Origin of the sequence: Pseudomonas sp. 13159349 (assembly GCF_013305685.1) — a bacterium.
GTDB lineage: Bacteria > Pseudomonadota > Gammaproteobacteria > Pseudomonadales > Pseudomonadaceae > Aquipseudomonas > Aquipseudomonas asiatica.
In genome coordinates this window covers 796,440-815,476 of sequence record NZ_CP045553.1, presented here as the reverse complement: position 1 = coordinate 815,476, position 19,037 = coordinate 796,440, and the positions used below count along the sequence as shown (strand labels likewise).

The 19,037-nt window shown below is 58.8% G+C and carries 20 protein-coding genes and 2 pseudogenes; 15 read left to right on the top strand and 7 right to left on the bottom strand.

What is annotated here, in order from left to right; genetic code table 11:
- Positions 1–14: 14 nt before the first annotated feature.
- Both GEV38_RS03790 and GEV38_RS03785 read right to left on the bottom strand, forming a co-directional pair.
- Positions 15–806, bottom strand: a complete 792-nt coding sequence (locus GEV38_RS03790) for an ANT(3'')-Ia family aminoglycoside nucleotidyltransferase AadA2 (RefSeq protein WP_001261740.1) — start codon at positions 804–806, stop codon at positions 15–17.
- 87 nt (positions 807–893) lie between these two features.
- Positions 894–1,694 carry a subclass B1 metallo-beta-lactamase VIM-2 gene (locus GEV38_RS03785; protein WP_003108247.1) on the bottom strand — a complete coding sequence of 267 codons (801 nt, stop codon included), beginning with the start codon at positions 1,692–1,694 and terminating at the stop codon, positions 894–896.
- A 166-nt stretch (positions 1,695–1,860) separates the two neighbouring features.
- On the opposite strand from GEV38_RS03785, the gene intI1 reads away from it, so the two are divergent.
- From intI1 to GEV38_RS03765, 4 genes are all read left to right on the top strand, one after another.
- Positions 1,861–2,874 carry a class 1 integron integrase IntI1 gene (intI1, locus tag GEV38_RS03780; protein WP_000845048.1) on the top strand — a complete coding sequence of 338 codons (1,014 nt, stop codon included), beginning with the start codon at positions 1,861–1,863 and terminating at the stop codon, positions 2,872–2,874.
- A 301-nt stretch (positions 2,875–3,175) separates the two neighbouring features.
- Entirely contained in the window at positions 3,176–3,751 is a 576-nt protein-coding gene (locus tag GEV38_RS03775; RefSeq protein WP_110765430.1) for a recombinase family protein, read from the top strand.
- A gap of 4 nt (positions 3,752–3,755) precedes the next feature.
- A complete protein-coding gene (locus GEV38_RS03770) occupies positions 3,756–5,393 on the top strand; it encodes a DDE-type integrase/transposase/recombinase (RefSeq protein ID WP_216641847.1) in 1,638 nt (545 codons plus the stop codon).
- The gene (locus tag GEV38_RS03765; RefSeq protein ID WP_099593675.1) at positions 5,383–6,354 is read left to right on the top strand and encodes an ExeA family protein; all 972 of its coding nucleotides are present in this window, start codon (positions 5,383–5,385) and stop codon (positions 6,352–6,354) included. Before GEV38_RS03770 ends, GEV38_RS03765 begins: the two co-directional genes overlap by 11 nt.
- A gap of 164 nt (positions 6,355–6,518) precedes the next feature.
- On the opposite strand, the pseudogene GEV38_RS27550 reads toward GEV38_RS03765, so the two are convergent.
- A pseudogene (locus GEV38_RS27550) lies at positions 6,519–6,731 on the bottom strand (cointegrate resolution protein T); the annotation flags it as partial.
- A gap of 9 nt (positions 6,732–6,740) precedes the next feature.
- On the bottom strand, positions 6,741–7,637 hold the full coding sequence (locus tag GEV38_RS03760; protein WP_371929299.1) for a cation transporter: 897 nt from the start codon (positions 7,635–7,637) through the stop codon (positions 6,741–6,743).
- Positions 7,638–7,734: 97 nt separating this feature from the next.
- On the opposite strand from GEV38_RS03760, the gene cadR reads away from it, so the two are divergent.
- The 5 genes from cadR (at position 7,735) to GEV38_RS03735 (ending at position 10,996) form a co-directional block, all read left to right on the top strand.
- A complete protein-coding gene (gene cadR / locus GEV38_RS03755; RefSeq protein ID WP_099593679.1) occupies positions 7,735–8,148 on the top strand; it encodes a Cd(II)/Pb(II)-responsive transcriptional regulator in 414 nt (137 codons plus the stop codon).
- 310 nt (positions 8,149–8,458) lie between these two features.
- Complete coding sequence (locus tag GEV38_RS03750) at positions 8,459–8,806, top strand: DUF3703 domain-containing protein (RefSeq protein ID WP_099593681.1); 348 nt, start codon at positions 8,459–8,461, stop codon at positions 8,804–8,806.
- The gene (lspA, locus tag GEV38_RS03745) at positions 8,803–9,315 is read left to right on the top strand and encodes a signal peptidase II (protein WP_099593683.1); all 513 of its coding nucleotides are present in this window, start codon (positions 8,803–8,805) and stop codon (positions 9,313–9,315) included. Before GEV38_RS03750 ends, lspA begins: the two co-directional genes overlap by 4 nt.
- Complete coding sequence (locus tag GEV38_RS03740; protein ID WP_099593685.1) at positions 9,312–10,058, top strand: AraC family transcriptional regulator; 747 nt, start codon at positions 9,312–9,314, stop codon at positions 10,056–10,058. Before lspA ends, GEV38_RS03740 begins: the two co-directional genes overlap by 4 nt.
- Positions 10,059–10,126: 68 nt before the next feature.
- Positions 10,127–10,996: a sterol desaturase family protein gene (locus tag GEV38_RS03735; RefSeq protein ID WP_099593687.1), complete on the top strand. Its 870-nt coding sequence runs from the start codon at positions 10,127–10,129 to the stop codon at positions 10,994–10,996.
- Between the two features lie 579 nt (positions 10,997–11,575).
- Here the strand turns inward: GEV38_RS03735 and GEV38_RS03730 are convergent.
- Positions 11,576–13,489: a CHASE domain-containing protein gene (locus GEV38_RS03730; RefSeq protein WP_172959809.1), complete on the bottom strand. Its 1,914-nt coding sequence runs from the start codon at positions 13,487–13,489 to the stop codon at positions 11,576–11,578.
- An 82-nt stretch (positions 13,490–13,571) separates the two neighbouring features.
- Entirely contained in the window at positions 13,572–14,018 is a 447-nt protein-coding gene (locus GEV38_RS03725; protein ID WP_157765890.1) for a hypothetical protein, read from the bottom strand.
- 494 nt (positions 14,019–14,512) lie between these two features.
- Here GEV38_RS03725 and GEV38_RS27545 point away from each other — a divergent pair.
- Positions 14,513–15,121 (top strand): annotated as a pseudogene (locus GEV38_RS27545) (AAA family ATPase); the annotation flags it as partial.
- 192 nt (positions 15,122–15,313) lie between these two features.
- Positions 15,314–15,532, top strand: coding sequence for a co-regulatory protein PtrA N-terminal domain-containing protein (locus tag GEV38_RS27890; RefSeq protein WP_099593694.1), 219 nt, complete (start codon positions 15,314–15,316; stop codon positions 15,530–15,532).
- Between the two features lie 199 nt (positions 15,533–15,731).
- On the opposite strand, the gene merR is transcribed toward GEV38_RS27890, so the two are convergent.
- Positions 15,732–16,151 carry an Hg(II)-responsive transcriptional regulator gene (gene merR, locus GEV38_RS03715; protein ID WP_099593695.1) on the bottom strand — a complete coding sequence of 140 codons (420 nt, stop codon included), beginning with the start codon at positions 16,149–16,151 and terminating at the stop codon, positions 15,732–15,734.
- A gap of 71 nt (positions 16,152–16,222) precedes the next feature.
- Here merR and merT point away from each other — a divergent pair, with 71 nt between their 5' ends.
- The 4 genes from merT to merA are packed head-to-tail and all read left to right on the top strand — an operon-like array spanning position 16,223 to position 19,029.
- Entirely contained in the window at positions 16,223–16,573 is a 351-nt protein-coding gene (gene merT / locus GEV38_RS03710; RefSeq protein ID WP_099593697.1) for a mercuric ion transporter MerT, read from the top strand.
- A 13-nt stretch (positions 16,574–16,586) separates the two neighbouring features.
- Positions 16,587–16,865 carry a mercury resistance system periplasmic binding protein MerP gene (merP, locus tag GEV38_RS03705; protein ID WP_099593699.1) on the top strand — a complete coding sequence of 93 codons (279 nt, stop codon included), beginning with the start codon at positions 16,587–16,589 and terminating at the stop codon, positions 16,863–16,865.
- 12 nt (positions 16,866–16,877) lie between these two features.
- Positions 16,878–17,312, top strand: coding sequence for an organomercurial transporter MerC (gene merC, locus GEV38_RS03700; protein WP_099593701.1), 435 nt, complete (start codon positions 16,878–16,880; stop codon positions 17,310–17,312).
- A gap of 34 nt (positions 17,313–17,346) precedes the next feature.
- Positions 17,347–19,029 (top strand): mercury(II) reductase, encoded by a 1,683-nt coding sequence (gene merA, locus GEV38_RS03695; protein WP_099593703.1) that lies wholly within the window; start codon positions 17,347–17,349, stop codon positions 19,027–19,029.
- Positions 19,030–19,037 lie beyond the last annotated feature (8 nt).

Here is a 19,037-nt window from a genome sequence, read left to right as displayed (position 1 = left end):
CTTTGTTTTAGACATCATTTACCAACTGACTTGATGATCTCGCCTTTCACAAAGCGAATAAATTCTTCCAAGTGATCTGCGCGTGAGGCCAAGTGATCTTCTTTTTGTCCCAGATAAGCTTGCTTAGCTTCAAGTAAGACGGGCTGATACTGGGCAGGTAGGCGTTTTATTGCCCAGTCGGCAGCGACATCCTTCGGCGCGATTTTGCCGGTTATTGCGCTGTACCAAATGCGGGACAACGTAAGCACTACATTTCGCTCATCGCCGGCCCAGTCGGGCTGCGAGTTCCATAGCTTCAAGGTTTCCCTCAGCGCCTCGAATAGATCCTGTTCAGGAACCGGGTCAAAGAATTCCTCCGCTGCCGGACCTACCAAGGCAACGCTATGTTCTCTTGCTTTTGTAAGCAGGATAGCTAGATCAATGTCGATCATGGCTGGCTCGAAGATACCCGCAAGAATGTCATTGCGCTGCCATTCTCCAAATTGCAGCTCGCGCTTAGCCGGATAACGCCACGGGATGATGTCGTCATGCACGACAAGGGTGACTTCTATAGCGCGGAGCGTCTCGCTCTCGCCAGGGAAAGCCGAAGCCTCCATAAGGTCATTGAGCAATGCTCGCCGCGTCGTTTCATCAAGCTTTACGGCCACAGTAACCAACAAATCAATATCGCTGTATGGCTTCAGGCCGCCATCCACTGCGGAGCCGTACAAATGCACGGCCAGCAACGTTGATTCCAGATGGCGCTCAATGACGCTTAGCACCTCTGATAGTTGGTTCGAAATTTCGATGGTCACCGCTACCCTCATGATGTCTAACGCCGAAGTTCAGCCGCCAGAACGGAGCGCAGCGGAGTGATGGTCGGCTGCAACTTCATGTTATGCCGCATCTGCCTGCTACTCAACGACTGAGCGATTTGTGTGCGCTTTTACAACATTCGTTGTGTGCTTGAGCAAGTCTAGACCGCCCGGCAGGCCGTGCCCCGGAATGACGAACTGTGCTTCCGGGTAGTGTTGTTGAATCCGCTCAATGGAGGTGGGCCATTCAGCCAGATCGGCATCGGCCACGTTCCCCGCAGACGTGCGTGACAACTCATAAATCGCACAACCACCATAGAGCACACTCGCAGACGGGACGTACACAACTAAGTTGTCGGTCGAATGCGCAGCACCAGGATAGAAGAGTTCTACTGGACCGAAGCGCACTGCGTCCCCGCTCGATGAGAGTCCTTCTAGAGAGTGCGTGGGAATCTCGTTCCCCTCTACCTCGGCTAGCCGGCGTGTCGACGGTGATGCGTACGTTGCCACCCCAGCCGCCCGAAGGACATCAACGCCGCCGACGCGGTCGTCATGAAAGTGCGTGGAGACTGCACGCGTTACAGGAAGTCCAATTTGCTTCTCAATCTCCGCGAGAAGTGCCGCTGTGTTTTTCGCACCCCACGCTGTATCAATCAAAAGCAACTCATCACCATCACGGACAATGAGACCATTGGACGGGTAGACTGCGCCATCAAACGACTGCGTTGCGATATGCGACCAAACACCATCGGCAATCTGGTAAAGCCGGACCTCCCCGACCGGAATTTCGCTGACTGTCGGATACTCACCGCTAGAATCTACGGAAAAAGCGAGCGGACTCGCAATAGCCATGATAGACGCGGTCAAATAGACCAATAACTTACTCAAAAGTTTGAACATCAAAACTCCATGGGGGTGAGTGCGGCATAACTTTGTTTTAGGGCGACTGCCCTGCTGCGTAACATCGTTGCTGCTCCATAACATCAAACATCGACCCACGGCGTAACGCGCTTGCTGCTTGGATGCCCGAGGCATAGACTGTACAAAAAAACAGTCATAACAAGCCATGAAAACCGCCACTGCGCCGTTACCACCGCTGCGTTCGGTCAAGGTTCTGGACCAGTTGCGTGAGCGCATACGCTACTTGCATTACAGTTTACGAACCGAACAGGCTTATGTCCACTGGGTTCGTGCCTTCATCCGTTTCCACGGTGTGCGTCACCCGGCAACCTTGGGCAGCAGCGAAGTCGAGGCATTTCTGTCCTGGCTGGCGAACGAGCGCAAGGTTTCGGTCTCCACGCATCGTCAGGCATTGGCGGCCTTGCTGTTCTTCTACGGCAAGGTGCTGTGCACGGATCTGCCCTGGCTTCAGGAGATCGGAAGACCTCGGCCGTCGCGGCGCTTGCCGGTGGTGCTGACCCCGGATGAAGTGGTTCGCATCCTCGGTTTTCTGGAAGGCGAGCATCGTTTGTTCGCCCAGCTTCTGTATGGAACGGGCATGCGGATCAGTGAGGGTTTGCAACTGCGGGTCAAGGATCTGGATTTCGATCACGGCACGATCATCGTGCGGGAGGGCAAGGGCTCCAAGGATCGGGCCTTGATGTTACCCGAGAGCTTGGCACCCAGCCTGCGCGAGCAGCTGTCGCGTGCACGGGCATGGTGGCTGAAGGACCAGGCCGAGGGCCGCAGCGGCGTTGCGCTTCCCGACGCCCTTGAGCGGAAGTATCCGCGCGCCGGGCATTCCTGGCCGTGGTTCTGGGTTTTTGCGCAGCACACGCATTCGACCGATCCACGGAGCGGTGTCGTGCGTCGCCATCACATGTATGACCAGACCTTTCAGCGCGCCTTCAAACGTGCCGTAGAACAAGCAGGCATCACGAAGCCCGCCACACCGCACACCCTCCGCCACTCGTTCGCGACGGCCTTGCTCCGCAGCGGTTACGACATTCGAACCGTGCAGGATCTGCTCGGCCATTCCGACGTCTCTACGACGATGATTTACACGCATGTGCTGAAAGTTGGCGGTGCCGGAGTGCGCTCACCGCTTGATGCGCTGCCGCCCCTCACTAGTGAGAGGTAGGGCAGCGCAAGTCAATCCTGGCGGATTCACTACCCCTGCGCGAAGGCCATCGGTGCCGCATCGAACGGCCGGTTGCGGAAAGTCCTCCCTGCGTCCGCTGATGGCCGGCAGCAGCCCGTCGTTGCCTGATGGATCCAACCCCTCCGCTGCTATAGTGCAGTCGGCTTCTGACGTTCAGTGCAGCCGTCTTCTGAAAACGACAGCAACCCTCGCGCAAACCCGCATTGCTGACATCCAGCTACAGTCTCCAGCTTTCAATATCCGACTACACTGGACTCTCACTGAATAGTTGGACAAAGCCATGTTGATTGGATACGCCCGTGTCTCGACCTACGACCAACTCCTCGATCTGCAACGCGATGCTCTGGCGAAGGTCGGCTGTGAGCGCGTGTTCGAGGATACATCCAGCGGAGCCAAGGCCGAGCGGGTTGGTTTGACCGCCTTGCTGGCCACGCTACGCCGTGGCGACACCGTGGTGATCTGGCGCCTGGATCGCCTCGGCCGCTCGCTGAAGGATCTGATCCGACTGGTCGAACAACTGGACGCCGCCGGCGTCGGCTTGCGCAGCTTGCAAGAAAACATTGATACCGCCTCGATTGGAGGCCGTCTGGTATTTCACCTATTCGGCGCCTTGGCCGAGTTCGAGCGCAACCTGATTCGCGAGCGCACCCAAGCCGGACTATCCGCTGCGCGGGCCCGTGGCCGCAAGGGTGGGCGCAAGAAACGGCTCGATCCGGCTAAGCAAGAACTCGCCCTGCGTCTCTATCACGAGCGGAAACACACCGTGGCGGAAATCTGCCGCATGATGGGCATTGGCCGCTCGACGCTCTACAACTATCTGACCGAGGCCGAACGCAATGCCCAGCGGGCAGCATAAGGCCATCCCAACCGATTCGCTGATGCAGTTGCGGCAGCGGCTCGACCGTCTGCCGAAGAAAAGCCCGGAACGGGCCGCCCAGGTGACTGCGATAGCTGAGTTGTATGGCGTGTCCCCGAGCACTGTGTACCGGGCGCTGAACTTCATCCATAAACCCCACGCGGCCCACCGGGCCGATCACGGTAAACCGCGCGTGTTGCAGCAGGCCGAGCTGGAACGCTACTGCGAGCTGATTGCAGCGCTGAAACTGCGCACCACCAACAAGCAAGGGCGGCACCTGTCTACCCGCCGCGCCATCGAGTTGCTGGAAGACTACGGGGTGGAGACCGTGCAAGGGTTGGTCAAGGCGCCTAAGGGTGTACTCAGCCGACCAACCGTCAACCGCTACCTATCCCTGTGGCGACTGGATCAACCGCGGTTGTTGCGGCAGCCGCCCGCGACGCGCTTTCAGGCGGCACACAGCAATGACTGTTGGCAGTTCGACCTGTCGCCCTCTGACCTCAAACACATCGATAAACCGGACTGGATCGACCCGGCCAGAGGTGAGCCAACGCTGATGCTGTTCAGCGTGGTGGATGATCGCAGTGGTGTGGCCTATCAGGAATACCACTGCGTATACGGCGAGGACGCAGAGTCGGCGCTGCGCTTCCTGTTTAACGCCATGGCGCCGAAGGCTGACCCCACCTTTCCGTTCCAAGGCCGCCCCAAGATGATCTACCTGGACAATGGCCCGGTGGCCAAGCGCCGCGTCTTCCAGAACGTCATGCAGGGGCTGGGCATCGAGTGGCAGACACACATCCCGGCCGGCAAGGATGGCGCCCGTACCACAGCCCGCTCCAAAGGCAAGGTGGAGCGCCCTTTCCGCACGGTGAAGGAAGCCCACGAGACGCTGTATCACTTCCACAAGCCTGAAACCGAAGCGCAGGCCAACGAGTGGTTGATGCGTTATCTGGTGCGCACCTACAACGCACAGGGCCATCGTTCCGAGCCGCATTCGCGGATCGAGGACTGGCTGGCTAACCTGCCCGCCGAGGGCCTGCGCGAAATGTGCACCTGGGAGCAGTTCTGCCGGTTCGCCCGCGAGCCCGAACGACGCAAGGTTGGCGTCGATGCGCGAGTCACCATCGACGGCACGGCCTACGAGGTGGAGCCCGACATGGCCGGTGAGTCCGTGGTGTTGCTTTGGGGCTTGTTCGATGGTGAGCTCTATGCCGAGTTCGAGGGGGAGCGCTTCGGGCCTTATTACCCAGTCTCCGGGCCAATTCCACTGCATCGCTACCGCGCATTCAAACGCGGCAAGGCCGATGAACGATCCGAGCGCATCCGCTCGCTGGCTGACCAGCTTGGTCTACCCATCGCCGCATTGGCCGGCGACGATGTGCGGCTGACACCTCCCGCAGCTCCCATGGCACTGCCGCGCCAACCCTTCGATGCCGAGGCGCATGAATACCGGTTTCCCAGCGTCATCGCAGCCAAGCTCGCCATTGCCGATGATCTGGCGCAGCCGTTGGCTAAGCTCTCACCCGAAGATCAGGCATTCATCCACCAGGTGCTGAGCGAAACCCTGACGCGCCGCATCGTGTTGGAGCGCGTTCGGGGCTACTTCCGCCACAAGAAAGCAGGAGAAGAACATGCGGGTTGAAGTGATGCAGCACTACGGACTGACGTTGCCGCTGAACCAGGCCGGCTACTTTGAGACCGCCCACCATCAGCAGTTGATCAAGGACATCAAGGGGGCGATCTTCGAGGGGCGCCTGATCGCACTGTGCGGCGTCATAGGCAGTGGCAAGACCGTGATGCTGCGCCGGCTTCAGCAAGCGATGGAAGAGGAAAAGAAGATCACGGTCTCCAAGTCGCTGGCCATCGAGAAGCACAGCATCAAACTGGCCACCTTCATCGCCGCGCTCTTCTACGACCTCTCCTCCGAAAAGCAGGTACGCATCCCGACCCAGGGCGAAAAACGTGAGCGTGACCTGCGCGAGCTGGTGAGGAAGAATAAGCGCCCGGTGGCCCTGTTCGTCGATGAGGCACATGACCTCAACGGCCATACGCTGACCGGCCTTAAGCGCCTGATGGAACTGGTCGAGGACGGCGACGGCCGATTGTCGGTGGTGCTGGCCGGGCATCCCAAGCTGCGTAACGACCTGCGCCGCCCGACGATGGAGGAAATCGGCTACCGCACAGATATTTTCTCGCTCGACGGCATCGCCGGCAGTCAGCGCGAGTACATCCACTGGCTGCTGGAAACCTGCACTGCGGGGAAGGTCGAACCCGAGTCGATCCTGAGTGAAGACGCCATCGACCTGCTCGCCACCAAGCTGCGCACACCATTGCAAATCCAACTGCACCTCAGCATGGCATTGGAAGCCGGCTACCTGACTGGCGAGAAACCCGTCTCGGCGGAGCTGGTGGAATCAGTGCTGTCGCGTCAACTGGATGATCTGGAACCGACCCTGACGCGCCACGGTTACCGCATCAAGGATCTGGTAGATCAGTTCGACGCCAGACCCAATGAGATCAAGGCGCTGTTCAGCAACGCGCTTGACCCCGCGCGCGCTGCCGAGCTGCGTGACAAGATGCTGGCGGCGGGGCTGCCGATCTGATTACTGGCTAATTTCACGTTTTCGGGGGTTGGGCAAAAATAGCCAACTTCGACGCTGTCCTAGTCTCGGCAAGGGTAATCTCTAAGCTTTGTGCGCGTTGGCGTTGCGTCGAAACGGTTTTGTGTAGCTCGGCGCTCTCCGACTGCAAGGCGTCGAAGCGCGTCTTCCTTCAGCAGTAGTCGGGCCTCGGTGAGCAGGTGCTCATTGTCACGATTCAATCGGGTCAGTTCGTCTTGCTTGACGATCAGCGTCTGCTGTAGCTGGCGAGCCTCCATCTGCAGCTGCTGCACCTGCGCTTCGTGCCGGCGCTGCTCCTGCTCACGCTGATCCTTGCTTGTACGTCGGTAGTGCTCAAGTGAATCACGGGCATGTCGGTGTCCGGTTGGTCAGGCTTTCAATGCCAGTATTCGGTGCGCACCGTTCAGTACGATGAGGCCCACGACAGTACCAATCACCAAATCTGGGTAGGAAGAACCTGTCCAGGCAACCAATGCACCTGCTGCGATAACACCAATGTTCGCGAGCACATCATTGGCTGAAAAAATCCAACTCGCTTTCATGTGTGCACCACCTTCGCGGTGGCCATAGATCATCAAGAGACAGCTGACGTTTGCGACTAGTGCGACTGCGCCAATCCCCATCATCAGCATCGACTCAGGTTCGCTGCCGTAGAGGACGCGTCTAGCCACTTCCACGAGCACGCCCAGAGCCAACACGATCTGAAAGACCCCCGCCAGGTGGGCAGCCCGAACTTGAAGCCGTGCACTCCGGCCGACCGCATAGAGAGCCAGCCCATAGACGGCAGCATCAGCAAACATGTCCAACGAGTCGGCAACCAGGCCAGTCGACTGGGCGATCAAACCTGCACCCATCTCAATGACAAACATCGCGGCATTGATACCGAGCAGGATCTTCAGCGTGCTTGCCTCTTTCGAAGCAGTCAGCTCTTCATTGGCACTATTGGCCGAGGCTGCTTCCTGACTGGCCGGCTCAGTACCCAGCAACGCTGCACCCAGGCCAAGTGACTCCAGCTTGGTAGCGATCTGGTCAACCGCCCCGTCATGGAAAGCGCGTACCTGTCTGCTGGTCAAATCAAAGGACAACGAATTGAGCTCAGGCAAGCCATTCAGTGCGAGCCGAATCATTCGTTCTTCTGAAGGGCAATCCATCTTGGGTACAGAAAAACTGCTGACCCATGTTCCTTCATTCGAAGGCGCGGTTGCCGCTTCTGTGGTTGCCGAAACTGGGCCACAGCCACAGGACTTCTCACAAGAACTCATGATTCGCTTCTCCTATCGGGCTTTATTTTGTCAATTAAAAACCATATAGCAGGTATAGGGTCAAGCATGGATATACTGAGTTTTGACTCAGGAGAAGGCCATGCGCATAGGCCAACTTGCAAAGCTGACGGGGGCGGACATTCAGACGATTCGTTTTTATGAACGTCAGGGACTGCTCCCACCTCCTAACCGTCAGGACAATGGCTACCGAGCCTACGAAGCGGATCATGTGGAGAAACTGCTGTTCATTCGCCAATGCCGCTCTTTTGGCATGTCACTGGAAGAAATTGGTGTTTTACAGGGCTTTCAGGAGCAGCCGCAGCAACCATGCACGGCGATCAATACGCTCCTTGATAGACATATCGCCCAGGTAAGGGCTCAGATCGCATCCTTACATGCCCTCGAAAACCAGTTGGTGACGTTGCGGGGCTGCTGCGATGATGAACGACAAAGCTTGGACTGCGGAATACTTTCGGGTTTGGTGGAGGGCGGCATTCCACGTCTTCAATCCTGAGGTCGAAGACCCTGCTTTTGATCGAGGACCATGCGGCAGACCTCTTTCCTATTCACGGCTTAAATTCTTTTTTTGCATCGCCTCAATCCATAGCGCTTGACCCTATAGCGACTACAGGGTGTTCACTTGGCACATCTGACCAAGGAGTATTTCATGTCCAGTTGCTGTGGCGATGACCCTAAGCCCACTAATTCCTCTAGGACTTGCGCCTTGCAGCAAGCCGGACCGTCCCCATGCGGCTGCGCGTCTATGGGTGTCAGCTTGCTGGTTGTCCTGAACGGCCTTCGACCGCTGCGCAAGTGAGATCCAGATGAATACAGCCCTTCGCATTGCCATTGATAAAGCCTTCTCACGAGCAAAGCAGGCCCTCCGAGAAAAGGATGAAGCCGGAACCTTTCCCTGGTTGGAGCGGGCCCACATATTGAGCCAGCGAATGCCAGTCCTTCACGCTCAGAGCCATTGGCTGATGCTGAGGGCTGGCTGGCAGTTGCGCGACTATCGGGAGGTGCTCGGCCAAATGCCTCGGATCATTGCGGCACTGCTGTTCTCCAGGATCTGGGTGCCACTCGGAAACACCGGGCGGGCCAGGGTTAGTGCTTTCGCGCCGATGCCCGTCTCCCAAGAGTTGCAGCGACTTCTTCAAGGAGAGCCGCGATGAGTTCCTCTCCTGAAAGGTCATTTTTCGGCGCTCCTTGGCTTTGGTGGACATTATCGCTGGCGATTGCGTTAGCCGACCAAGTGTCCAAGAGCGTAATTGAGGGTTCGCTCCCGGTCGGCTCCGTGACTCCTCTGACCACGTTCTTCAATCTGGTTCATTTCTGGAATACCGGTGCAGCATTCAGCTTCCTGGCTGACGCGGGCGGTTGGCAGCGATACGTCTTCATCGCCCTGGCCGTCATCATTTCGATAGTGCTCGCGCTGATCCTGCGTAAGCCCAGTCCCAAGAGCGAAGCGCTGGGCTATAGCCTCATACTGGGCGGTGCAGTTGGGAATCTGATTGACCGCGCATTCCGTGGTCATGTGATCGACTACCTGGATTTCTACTGGCAGTCCTGGCATTGGCCGGCGTTTAACCTGGCGGATATCGGTATCGTCGGTGGCGCCGCCATGTTGATCCTGAGCAGTTTGCTGACCCCAAAAGCGGAAGTGAACCGAGCCAGAGAATGAAAAGCTCGTCTTCGACGGACACAGTGCGCTGGGTAGGCCATGCATGGGTCGGACCCGGTATCGGAGTCTTTCATGGGCGTGTTGGTCACCAAGGCTGGCACCACCATCAGGCGCATCAGATCTCAGTGGGCCTCGATTCAACCGTAGCGGTCGAAACCCCGCTGGGTATTCATTCAGGGGCAGCCATCTTCATCCCGGCAGGCTTGAAACACCGGCTGAGCGCCGGTCGAGTTCTGTCGATCTATGTGGATGCGCTGTCCGAGGAAGCTCGTGCTTTGCGGGGTACCGAAGAAGCGAGGGTGATTGAGATCACGCCGGCGGACGTAGCGGCGATTATCGGCGCGCTGCGCGAGACAGGACACAGTGCTGTACAGCTGAAGGCTGGGGTGCGCCAGACGCTGCGGCTTCCCGACCCACCGATCCCAGATCCTCGCTTGACCAAGGTGATTGAAGCGCTGCGTAGAGGCCAAATGAGACGCGAAGAAATGGCCGCACTGGTGCATTTATCACCCACACGGTTTTCCCATTGGTTCGTGGAACAGACAGGTCTGCCGCTTCGCAGCTATGCGAAATGGTTACGTCTCACGCAAGCCTTACAGCACCTAGCCAAAGGGGGGCGGCTGACCGAAGCGGCGCATGAGGCAGGCTTTTCTGACTCGGCTCATTTCTCCCGAACATTCCGGACGCTGCTGGGCATCGATCCATCATCTGCCCTGGCTGAAGTCGATCTCCAGGAATCCTAGCTCTTTCGTTCAAGTCGAAAGCTCGTCTCTCCGCATAGAGTCATGACTCCATCACAGGGAGCTGAACGATGTCGACCTTTCTTCGATTTGCCATACGGTGGGTGAGCTATCCACTCGTGTTTGGTGGCGCTGCCGCCTTCATGATCTGGGCGCTGTATGCCGGCGTACCGTATTGGCCCACCACCCCCATAGCCGCCGCGATAGGACTGTTGAGCATCGCTGGTTTGGAGCGCATCCAACCGTTTCGCGAAGCCTGGCTTGAGGATCATCAAGACACCGCGACAGATCTGCTGCACATGCTGGTGAACCTTTCCGTCATTCAATTCACCGCTGAAATCCTGGCCAAACTTGGCGATGCGGTGCCGGCTTCGGTTCGTCTCTTTCCGATCGAGAGTCCGCTGTGGCTCCAGTTGCTACTGGTCGCCGTCGTGCTCGATCTGGGCCTGTACGGCATGCACCGGATTAGTCATCGAGTGCAATGGCTGTGGCGTTTTCACATGATTCATCACAGCGCCGAGCGGTTGTATTGGGTGAACGGGGAGCGACGCCATCCCCTGCACGCGGCGCTCATGGCCGGTCCGGGGCTGGTGATTCTGCTCGCATTAGGCGCCCCGTCTGCCGTAGTCGCCACCTGGTTTGGCATTCTGACCGTGCACTTGGCCTTCCAGCATTCGAACCTGGACTACCGACTGGGGTGGCTGCGTCACATTATCGGGGTTGCCGAAATTCATCGCTGGCATCACAAGCGCGACTTTGAAGATGCCCAAGTCAACTTTGGTGAGTTTCTGATGGTGTGGGATCAACTGTTTGGCACGTTCCTCGACAGTGCGGGGAAGCTGGGGGAGGCCGAGGTCGGGTTGCATGAAAAGGACTACCCCAAAGGCTACCTTGCGCAGTTCGCCGAACCCTTTGGGCGAGACCGTAGAAGCAAAGGCTAGCGGGTTCTCTTGCAGTGCGGCGGTAGCCAGGCACGGCACGCTGTCTCTGGATTGCTCTGGTTAGTTGCAGAAAGCGTGAGCCCATTGAGATTGAATGCGAGCCGGCGCGGCTGAATGGGGGACGATAGAGAAAACGGAAAAAATCGTACGTTAAGCGTACGGCCTGTCAGGTTGAGGCCCTAGAGGTTGCCGGCGAGGCGTCAGAAAATGCTGGAATCGGCCCTATCCTGACGCGGCCCAAGGTTCCGGCCTGACGCCTAGTTAGGGCGTACTTCAACTGGACGTTCGCGGCGGGCCTACGTTGGGTTTTGGTTCCATTGCTCCCCAAATCCCGAATAGGGAGCAGTGGAACAGGAAACGCACTTAAGCCAAGTCGGCTTAGCGTACGATTCTTCCCGAATTCTGCGGCTTCCCTTTCCAGCCCTTGGCGGTCATCTGTGGGGCCAGTTGCTCGAAGCAATCGGCGGTCAATGCCTGATCGGTCGTGATGGACCAACTTCATGCGTGGACGCTGTCGCCGGCAACACAAGATCTGGAGTTGTCGATCAGGGTGCGTTTAAACGCTACGGGAACGCAGAGCTACACCGAGCCGCTATCCTGAAGCACCAAGGCTCCATTCTTGGAGCCTTTCTTGACCTGATACATCGCCTGATCGGCATGCTCGCTGAGCACCTCGATGGTCGTTCCATGCTGAGGGTAGAGCGCGATACCGACACTAATGGAAATTCGTGCTTCGCCACCCGCAGACAAGGGGATTGGTCGGCGGACCTCCGAGATGAACAGGCTGGCCTTTTTGAGCGCCTCCTGTTCGTCGCTGACGTGTTGCAGCAAGGCCACGTACTCATCGCCTCCCACCCTGGCGAGCGTGTCGGAGGCACGGATGCAACGCAGGAGACGGCGGGCCACGGTCTTTAGCACTACATCCCCCGCTTCGTGGCCATGGGTGTCGTTGACCGACTTGAACCCATCCAGATCCATGAACAGCACAGCCAGATGCGTGTTCTCGCGCTCTGCCAATGCAAGCGCCTGCTGTATGCGGTCACCGAGTAAGACCCGGTTGGGTAGATCGGTCAATACGTCATGATGCGCTCGATGGTGATAGGTATCCAGCTCCTGTCTGGACCGGCTGATGTCCTGATGGGTACCGTACATGATGAGAGGCTTGCCATCCCGATCCCATTTCCCCACCTTCCCGCGGTCCAGCACCCAGATCCAGTGCCCATCCTTGTGGCGCATCCTGGCCTCACACTCGTAGAACGGTAACTCCCCCGCCAAGTGCTGCTTGAGCAGCTGTTCTGACTTTTGCAGATCTTCCGGATGCGTGAGCTTTGCCCAGGTGACGATGGAGATCGGCTCAAGCTCTTGGAGCTTGTATCCAACGATCCTCGCCCATTCCTCATTGAAGACGGTTTCACCGCTCTGGACATTCCACTCCCAGGTGCCGACCCGGGTGCCTTCAAGAATGGCACTCAATCGAGACCTCTCCAGAGACAGGTCTTCTGTCATCGCGCGGGCCGCCGCTTCTGCCCGGGACCGACCCGACACCAGCAAAAACATCAGCCCAGCCAGCATGGCACTGAGCAAGACACCGGTTACCGCGATCACGATCGGTAGCCCTCTGTCCACCCGTTGCAGAAGGCTCGTGCTGCCATGCACGCGAACGGTCCAGGTTTGTCCCATCATGCGCAGCCGATGCACCGATTCAAACCCTGGACGGATATCGGTACGCCCTGAACTGCCAAAGTGAGTTCGTGTCGCTTCAACCATCTCTTCGCCGTCGAAGATGTCGATGATCAGGTCACGCTCCTGCTCTCCGAGGAGACCCTGCAGGAAGTCTGTCATGCGAAACGGTGCATAGACCCAGCCGCGCAGTTGTTCCCGGCGCTCTGCTACGGTTGCCGCTGGCTGGTCAGTAGCGTAGATCGCCTGGTAGATCAGGAACCCCGACTGCTCCTGAACCCCCGTTTCCTGCTGGAGACGCACATGCCCCGAAAGCGCGATGGCACCCGTATCTACCGAGCGCTGCATGGCCTCGCGCCGCACGGGTTCTGAATACATGTCGAAGCCGAAGGCACGCAGGTTGCGTCCCAAAAACGGCTCCAGATACACGATCGAGGAATACAGGTCTCGTTGGCCTGCTGGTTGCACCGTGTAAGAGGGAAAGCCTTCGGCGCGGACCTGATCGATGTGGGTTTGCAGATCGGCAGGCCGGATGGCCCTGGCGAAGCCCACGCCTTGGATGCCAGGCAGGTACTGGTCCAGAGCCTGGCGATCGGAATACCTTCGGAAATCTTCACGTCCGACATCATCATGCACATCAAAGAACCCGGCCGTGCCCCGCAGGACCTGCTGGTAGGTGGCCATGCGGTTCTCGATGCGCTCAGCAGCCTCCCGGGCGCGGAAGTCGAAGTAGACCTGTTGTCGTTGATCGACGGACTCGACGATGAGTTGGTAAAGCACTACGGTGGAGCACAGGCCGATCAAAAAAACCACAAGAGGGATTAGCCTCGGCGACAGTCGGCTTGGTTTGCCAGAGGGGATCATTCGCTATGCCGTCTTGTTGATTTCCCAAAGCTTAAACGCTACCATAAACAGCAACTCTCCGAAGCTCTTTCCTGATTTCTTCTTGTTCCTTGCGAGCTTGGATCTTGGCTTCACGCTCGGGCGTGCTCATTCCTTCGTAGCTGACTCCGGCCTCGAACTCCTTGTTGTCAGCGAACTTTCTCAGTGCGTCTCGGGCTTGCAAAAAACCCTGTCCGGTGGAGTGCTGGTGGAGATGAAAAACATCACCGCCTAGCTTTGAGTCATACCCGGTATTTGAGACCCATGTAATCGATCCGCCCTTGGATTTAATGACGATTTCCCGCATGGGGTCTTTATCGGGAAGGCTTTTCTTCTGCATACGGATGCGGTCATCACTTCCACCGGCCCTCACGTATCCCAGCTCTTCAGAGGGAAGCCGCAGAATTCGGGAAGAATCGTACGCTAAGCCGACTTGGCTTAAGTGCGTTTCCTGTTCCACTGCTCCCTATTCGGGATTTGGGGAGCAATGGAACCAAAACCCAACGTAGGCCCGCCGCGAACGTCCAGTTGAAGTACGCCCTAACTAGGCGTCAGGCCGGAACCTTGGGCCGCGTCAGGATAGGGCCGATTCCAGCATTTTCTGACGCCTCGCCGGCAACCTCTAGGGCCTCAACCTGACAGGCCGTACGCTTAACGTACGATTTTTTCCGTTTTCTCTATCGTCCCCAATGCAAGCTCGCTCGCAGTTAATGTGAGCCCGAGGGCTTCGTCAGCCGCAGTAAATCTGAGCCGGGAATCGCGTTGATTGCGAGCCCGGCGATTTTCAAATGCGAGCCGTTACACCTAGTGGCCTCGAAGGCACGGCGTCCGACGCAGCCCCCTGATGCCGGCCAGTCGCTCTTAGCGCGCGAAATAAAGAACTTAAAATCATCAGTAAAGTCAGATAGATAGGAGTGAAGTGAGTGAATTTTCCCCTTATCTCGGCATAACCCCAATAAGCGCCCGGTGGCCCTGTTCGTCGATGAGGCACATGACCTCAACGGCCATACGCTGACCGGCCTTAAGCGCCTGATGGAACTGGTCGAGGACGGCGACGGCCGATTGTCGGTGGTGCTGGCCGGGCATCCCAAGCTGCGTAACGACCTGCGCCGCCCGACGATGGAGGAAATCGGCTACCGCACAGATATTTTCTCGCTCGACGGCATCGCCGGCAGTCAGCGCGAGTACATCCACTGGCTGCTGGAAACCTGCACTGCGGGGAAGGTCGAACCCGAGTCGATCCTGAGTGAAGACGCCATCGACCTGCTCGCCACCAAGCTGCGCACACCATTGCAAATCCAACTGCACCTCAGCATGGCATTGGAAGCCGGCTACCTGACTGGCGAGAAACCCGTCTCGGCGGAGCTGGTGGAATCAGTGCTGTCGCGTCAACTGGATGATCTGGAACCGACCCTGACGCGCCACGGTTACCGCATCAAGGATCTGGTAGATCAGTTCGACGCCAGACCCAATGAGATCAAGGCGCTGTTCAGCAACGCGCTCGATCCGGCGCGCGCCGCTGAGCTGCGCGACAAGATGCTGGCGGCGGGGCTGCCGATCTGAGCGCTGGGAAATTGTACGTTTTGGGGTTTTGGGTTTGGGGAGCAACGGAATAGAAAGTGCACTTAAGCCCTGCCATCTCCTCTCAGCGCCATAATCTAGGTCCTTCTCAACTCCATTCCCCCCTTGATTCCGTACTTAAATACGGAAGTAGAGTCGAATCGTGGGCTGAAAACCTGAGAGGAGATTGCTGTTATGAAATACCTAAGACTGCTGCTGATAGTTGGTTCGACTCTGCTGTCATCCACCGTATGGGCCGAGAACGGAGCCGATCGAGCGCTTGAGTGGAGGGCCGCTATGCACGACAAGGCTGAGGCGGCCTTGGTGGCGGAAACCGCCAAGAAGATTGAGCAACTGGGGGCCACGGCGGCTGGCCGTGTCGAAGAGCAGCCCGCCTGTCCACCTGCAAGGTAGGACATGAGCGACTGCTGCACGATCCGCTCGACCAGGCTCAGCGTGAGCCTGCCCTGATGAGGCGCAAGTGCAAATAGCAGTACCAATCTGTGGCCTTTGCAATTGCTCCTTTGGCCATTCAGCGGCGCTCATTGAGCGCCGCTTTTTTCCAAGCTCAAGCCGACAAACAGGGGCGCCTCACAAAACTGGAGATCGTAGGTCAGCACGGCTCTTTGTTTCCATGCAGCGAAACGATCAGCGGACAGGAAACAGTCCCGTGACTCGCACAACAGTCGTGAACCAGCCGCGCCAAGACTGACTCGATCCGCTGCAAATCCGCGAGTTTCCCACGTACATCCTCGAGCTTCTGCTCGGCGAGCACACGCGCTTCGTCGCAGTGAGCGCCGTCATCCAGCCTCAACAGTCCGGCCACTTCATCGAGGCTAAAGCCCAGTCGTTGCGCGGATTTCACGAATTTCACCCGTGCGACATCCGCCTCGCCGTAGCGGCGAATACTGCCGTAGGGCTTGTCCGGCTCGGGCAACAGCCCCTTGCGTTGATAGAACCGGATGGTTTCCACGTTGACCCCGGCCGCCTTGGCAAAGGCGCCGATGGTCAGGCTGTCCACAGAGTTTTCCACAGTGCTTGATTCCGTACTTGACTACGGAAGTAACCTTAAACCATCGCTCACATGCTCAAAAGGAGAAATGCATGTCTGAACCGTCAAACGGGCGCGCCCCTCTTGTCGCCGGGGGGCTCGCTGCGATTCTCGCGTCGACTTGCTGTCTTGGGCCGTTGGTTCTGATCGCACTGGGATTCAGCGGGGCCTGGATCGGCAACCTGACCGTGCTGGAACCTTACCGCCCGATCTTCATCGGCGGGGCGTTGGTCGCGCTGCTTTTCGCCTACCGGCGCATTTTTCGCTCGGCTCAAGTCTGCAAACCGGGCGAGGCTTGCGCTATCCCCCAGGTTAGCAGCACTTACAAGTTGCTCTTCTGGGTGGTGGCGGCATTGGTGCTGATCGCACTCGGCTTCCCCTACATCCTTCCCTTGTTCTACTGATCAGGAGTTCGCCATGAAAAGGCTGTTCGCATCCTTCGCCCTTGCCATCCTCGTCGCTGCGCCCGCCTGGGCGGCCACGCAGACCGTCACCCTGTCAGTGCCCGGCATGACCTGCGCCGCCTGCCCGATTACGGTGAAGAAGGCGTTGACCAAGGTCGATGGCGTGACCAAGGCGGAAGTAAGTTTCGAGAACCGCGAGGCCATCGTCACCTTTGACGATACCAAGACCAATGCCCCGGCGCTGACCAAGGCGACCGAGGACGCAGGCTATCCGTCCAGCGTCAAGCAATAGGAGGGAGTTCCGATGGCAAATCCGCTCAATCTGTTCACTCGGATCGGTGACAAAGCCGGTTCCGTCGGCGTGCTGGTTTCTGCCATAGGCTGCGCCACGTGTTTTCCCGCCCTTGCCAGCCTGGGTGCCGCGTTCGGTCTGGGCTTTTTGAGCCAGTGGGAAGGCCTGTTCATCACCACGCTGCTGCCCCTGTTTGCCGGACTGGCTCTGGTCGTCAATGCCCTCGGCTGGCTCAATCATCGGCAGTGGCGACGGACTGCGCTCGGCCTGATCGGCCCTGTCCTGGTGCTGGCAGCGGTGTTTTTTATGCTGGCTCACGGCTGGCGGAGCGGCTGGCTGCTCTATATCGGCCTGGCCCTCATGCTTGGGGTGTCCATATGGGATCTGGTGTCGCCCGCCAACCGCCATTGTGGGCCGGACGCCTGTCCAACTCCGCAGAAACAGTGATGCCGACAAGAGACCCATCTGAAGGAGTAACGCTATGACCGAATTGCAAATCGTTGGCATGACCTGCGCATCCTGTGTCGAGCATGTGAAAGATGCCTTGGAGAAGATTCCCGGCGTGCACCAGGCGGATGTTTCCTACGCCAGCGGGAAGGCCGAATTGACGGTCGACAAGGGCGTAAGCCGTGAACAAATGCAGGCCGCCGTCGAGGCACTGGGGTATCGAGCGGCGTTCGAAGATTCCACGATACAACCCCGTCCTGGCCTGCTCGACAAGGCGCGGGGCTGGTTGAGCGGCAGCATTGGCGCCGGGAAAGATGGCGACAGGCTCCACGTTGCGGTCATCGGCAGCGGTGGCGCCGCCATGGCGGCCGCACTCAAGGCGGTGGAAGGCGGTGCCCGCGTCACCTTGATCGAGCGTGGCATCATCGGCGGCACCTGCGTCAACGTGGGCTGCGTGCCCTCCAAGATCATGATTCGTGCCGCGCATGTTGCCCATCTGCGCCGCGAGAGTCCGTTCGACGCGGGGCTATCCGCCACGACGCCGACCGTCCTGCGCGAACGGCTGCTCGCGCAGCAGCAAGGTCGTGTGGACGAACTGCGCCACGCCAAGTACGAAGGCATTCTGGAAAACAATCCGGCGATCAGCCTGGTGCGCGGCACCGCCCGTTTCCAGGACGGCCACACGCTCAGCGTGGAACTGGCCGAGGGCGGCGAGCGCATCGTTGCCTTCGACCGCTGCCTGATCGCCACCGGCGCGAGCGCGGCCGTTCCGCCGATTCCCGGTCTCAAGGACACGCCCTACTGGACCTCGGACGAGGCACTGGCGAGCGACACCATTCCGGAACGGCTCGCCGTGATCGGCTCCTCGGTGGTAGCGGTGGAACTGGCACAAGCCTTCGCCCGGCTGGGCAGCCGGGTCAGCATCCTGGCGCGCAGCTCGCTGTTCTTCCGCGAAGACCCGGCCATCGGCGAAGCGGTGACGGCGGCCTTCCGTATGGAGGGCATCGAAGTGCTGGAGCAGACGCAAGCCAGCCAGGTATCCCACGCCGACGGCGAGTTCGTCCTGAGCACCAACCATGGCGAGTTGCGCGCCGACCAGTTGCTCGTCGCCACCGGACGCACACCCAATACCCGAGGCATGAATCTGGAAGGTGCCGGCGTGAAGCTGGATCAGCGCGGTGGCGTGGTGATCGACCAGGGCATGCGCAGCAGCGCAGCGGATATCTATGCGGCCGGCGACTGCACCGACCAGCCGCAGTTCGTCTACGTCGCGGCTGCCGCAGGCACCCGCGCGGCGATCAACATGACCGGCGGCGAGGCGAAGCTTAATCTCGACGCCATGCCGGCCGTGGTATTCACCGATCCACAGGTGGCCACCGTCGGTTACAGCGAAGCGGAAGCGCACCACGCCGGCATTGAAACCGACAGCCGCACCTTGACCCTGGACAACGTGCCACGAGCGTTGGCTAACTTCGACACGCGAGGTTTCATCAAGCTGGTCGCCGAAGCGGGCTCCGGCCGGCTGCTGGGCGTGCAGGCGGTGACTCCGGAAGCGGGCGAGATCATCCAGACCGCCGCCATTGCCATCCGCGCCCGGATGACGGTGCAGGAACTCGCCGATCAATTGTTCCCCTATTTGACGATGGTCGAGGGCCTGAAACTAGCTGCGCAAACCTTCACGAAGGACGTCAAACAATTGTCCTGCTGCGCAGGGTAATGAGAGAG

Excerpts from the sequence above, each read along its gene's own strand:
- GEV38_RS03790 (WP_001261740.1), bottom strand. The coding sequence starts at position 806 with ATGAGGGTAGCGGTGACCATCGAAATTTCGAACCAACTATCAGAGGTG.
- GEV38_RS03785 (WP_003108247.1), bottom strand. The coding sequence starts at position 1,694 with ATGTTCAAACTTTTGAGTAAGTTATTGGTCTATTTGACCGCGTCTATC.
- intI1 (WP_000845048.1), top strand. The coding sequence starts at position 1,861 with ATGAAAACCGCCACTGCGCCGTTACCACCGCTGCGTTCGGTCAAGGTT.
- GEV38_RS03775 (WP_110765430.1), top strand. The coding sequence starts at position 3,176 with ATGTTGATTGGATACGCCCGTGTCTCGACCTACGACCAACTCCTCGAT.
- GEV38_RS03765 (WP_099593675.1), top strand. The coding sequence starts at position 5,383 with ATGCGGGTTGAAGTGATGCAGCACTACGGACTGACGTTGCCGCTGAAC.
- cadR (WP_099593679.1), top strand. The coding sequence starts at position 7,735 with ATGCGCATAGGCCAACTTGCAAAGCTGACGGGGGCGGACATTCAGACG.
- GEV38_RS03750 (WP_099593681.1), top strand. The coding sequence starts at position 8,459 with ATGAATACAGCCCTTCGCATTGCCATTGATAAAGCCTTCTCACGAGCA.
- lspA (WP_099593683.1), top strand. The coding sequence starts at position 8,803 with ATGAGTTCCTCTCCTGAAAGGTCATTTTTCGGCGCTCCTTGGCTTTGG.
- GEV38_RS03740 (WP_099593685.1), top strand. The coding sequence starts at position 9,312 with ATGAAAAGCTCGTCTTCGACGGACACAGTGCGCTGGGTAGGCCATGCA.
- GEV38_RS03735 (WP_099593687.1), top strand. The coding sequence starts at position 10,127 with ATGTCGACCTTTCTTCGATTTGCCATACGGTGGGTGAGCTATCCACTC.
- GEV38_RS27890 (WP_099593694.1), top strand. The coding sequence starts at position 15,314 with ATGAAATACCTAAGACTGCTGCTGATAGTTGGTTCGACTCTGCTGTCA.
- merT (WP_099593697.1), top strand. The coding sequence starts at position 16,223 with ATGTCTGAACCGTCAAACGGGCGCGCCCCTCTTGTCGCCGGGGGGCTC.
- merP (WP_099593699.1), top strand. The coding sequence starts at position 16,587 with ATGAAAAGGCTGTTCGCATCCTTCGCCCTTGCCATCCTCGTCGCTGCG.
- merC (WP_099593701.1), top strand. The coding sequence starts at position 16,878 with ATGGCAAATCCGCTCAATCTGTTCACTCGGATCGGTGACAAAGCCGGT.
- merA (WP_099593703.1), top strand. The coding sequence starts at position 17,347 with ATGACCGAATTGCAAATCGTTGGCATGACCTGCGCATCCTGTGTCGAG.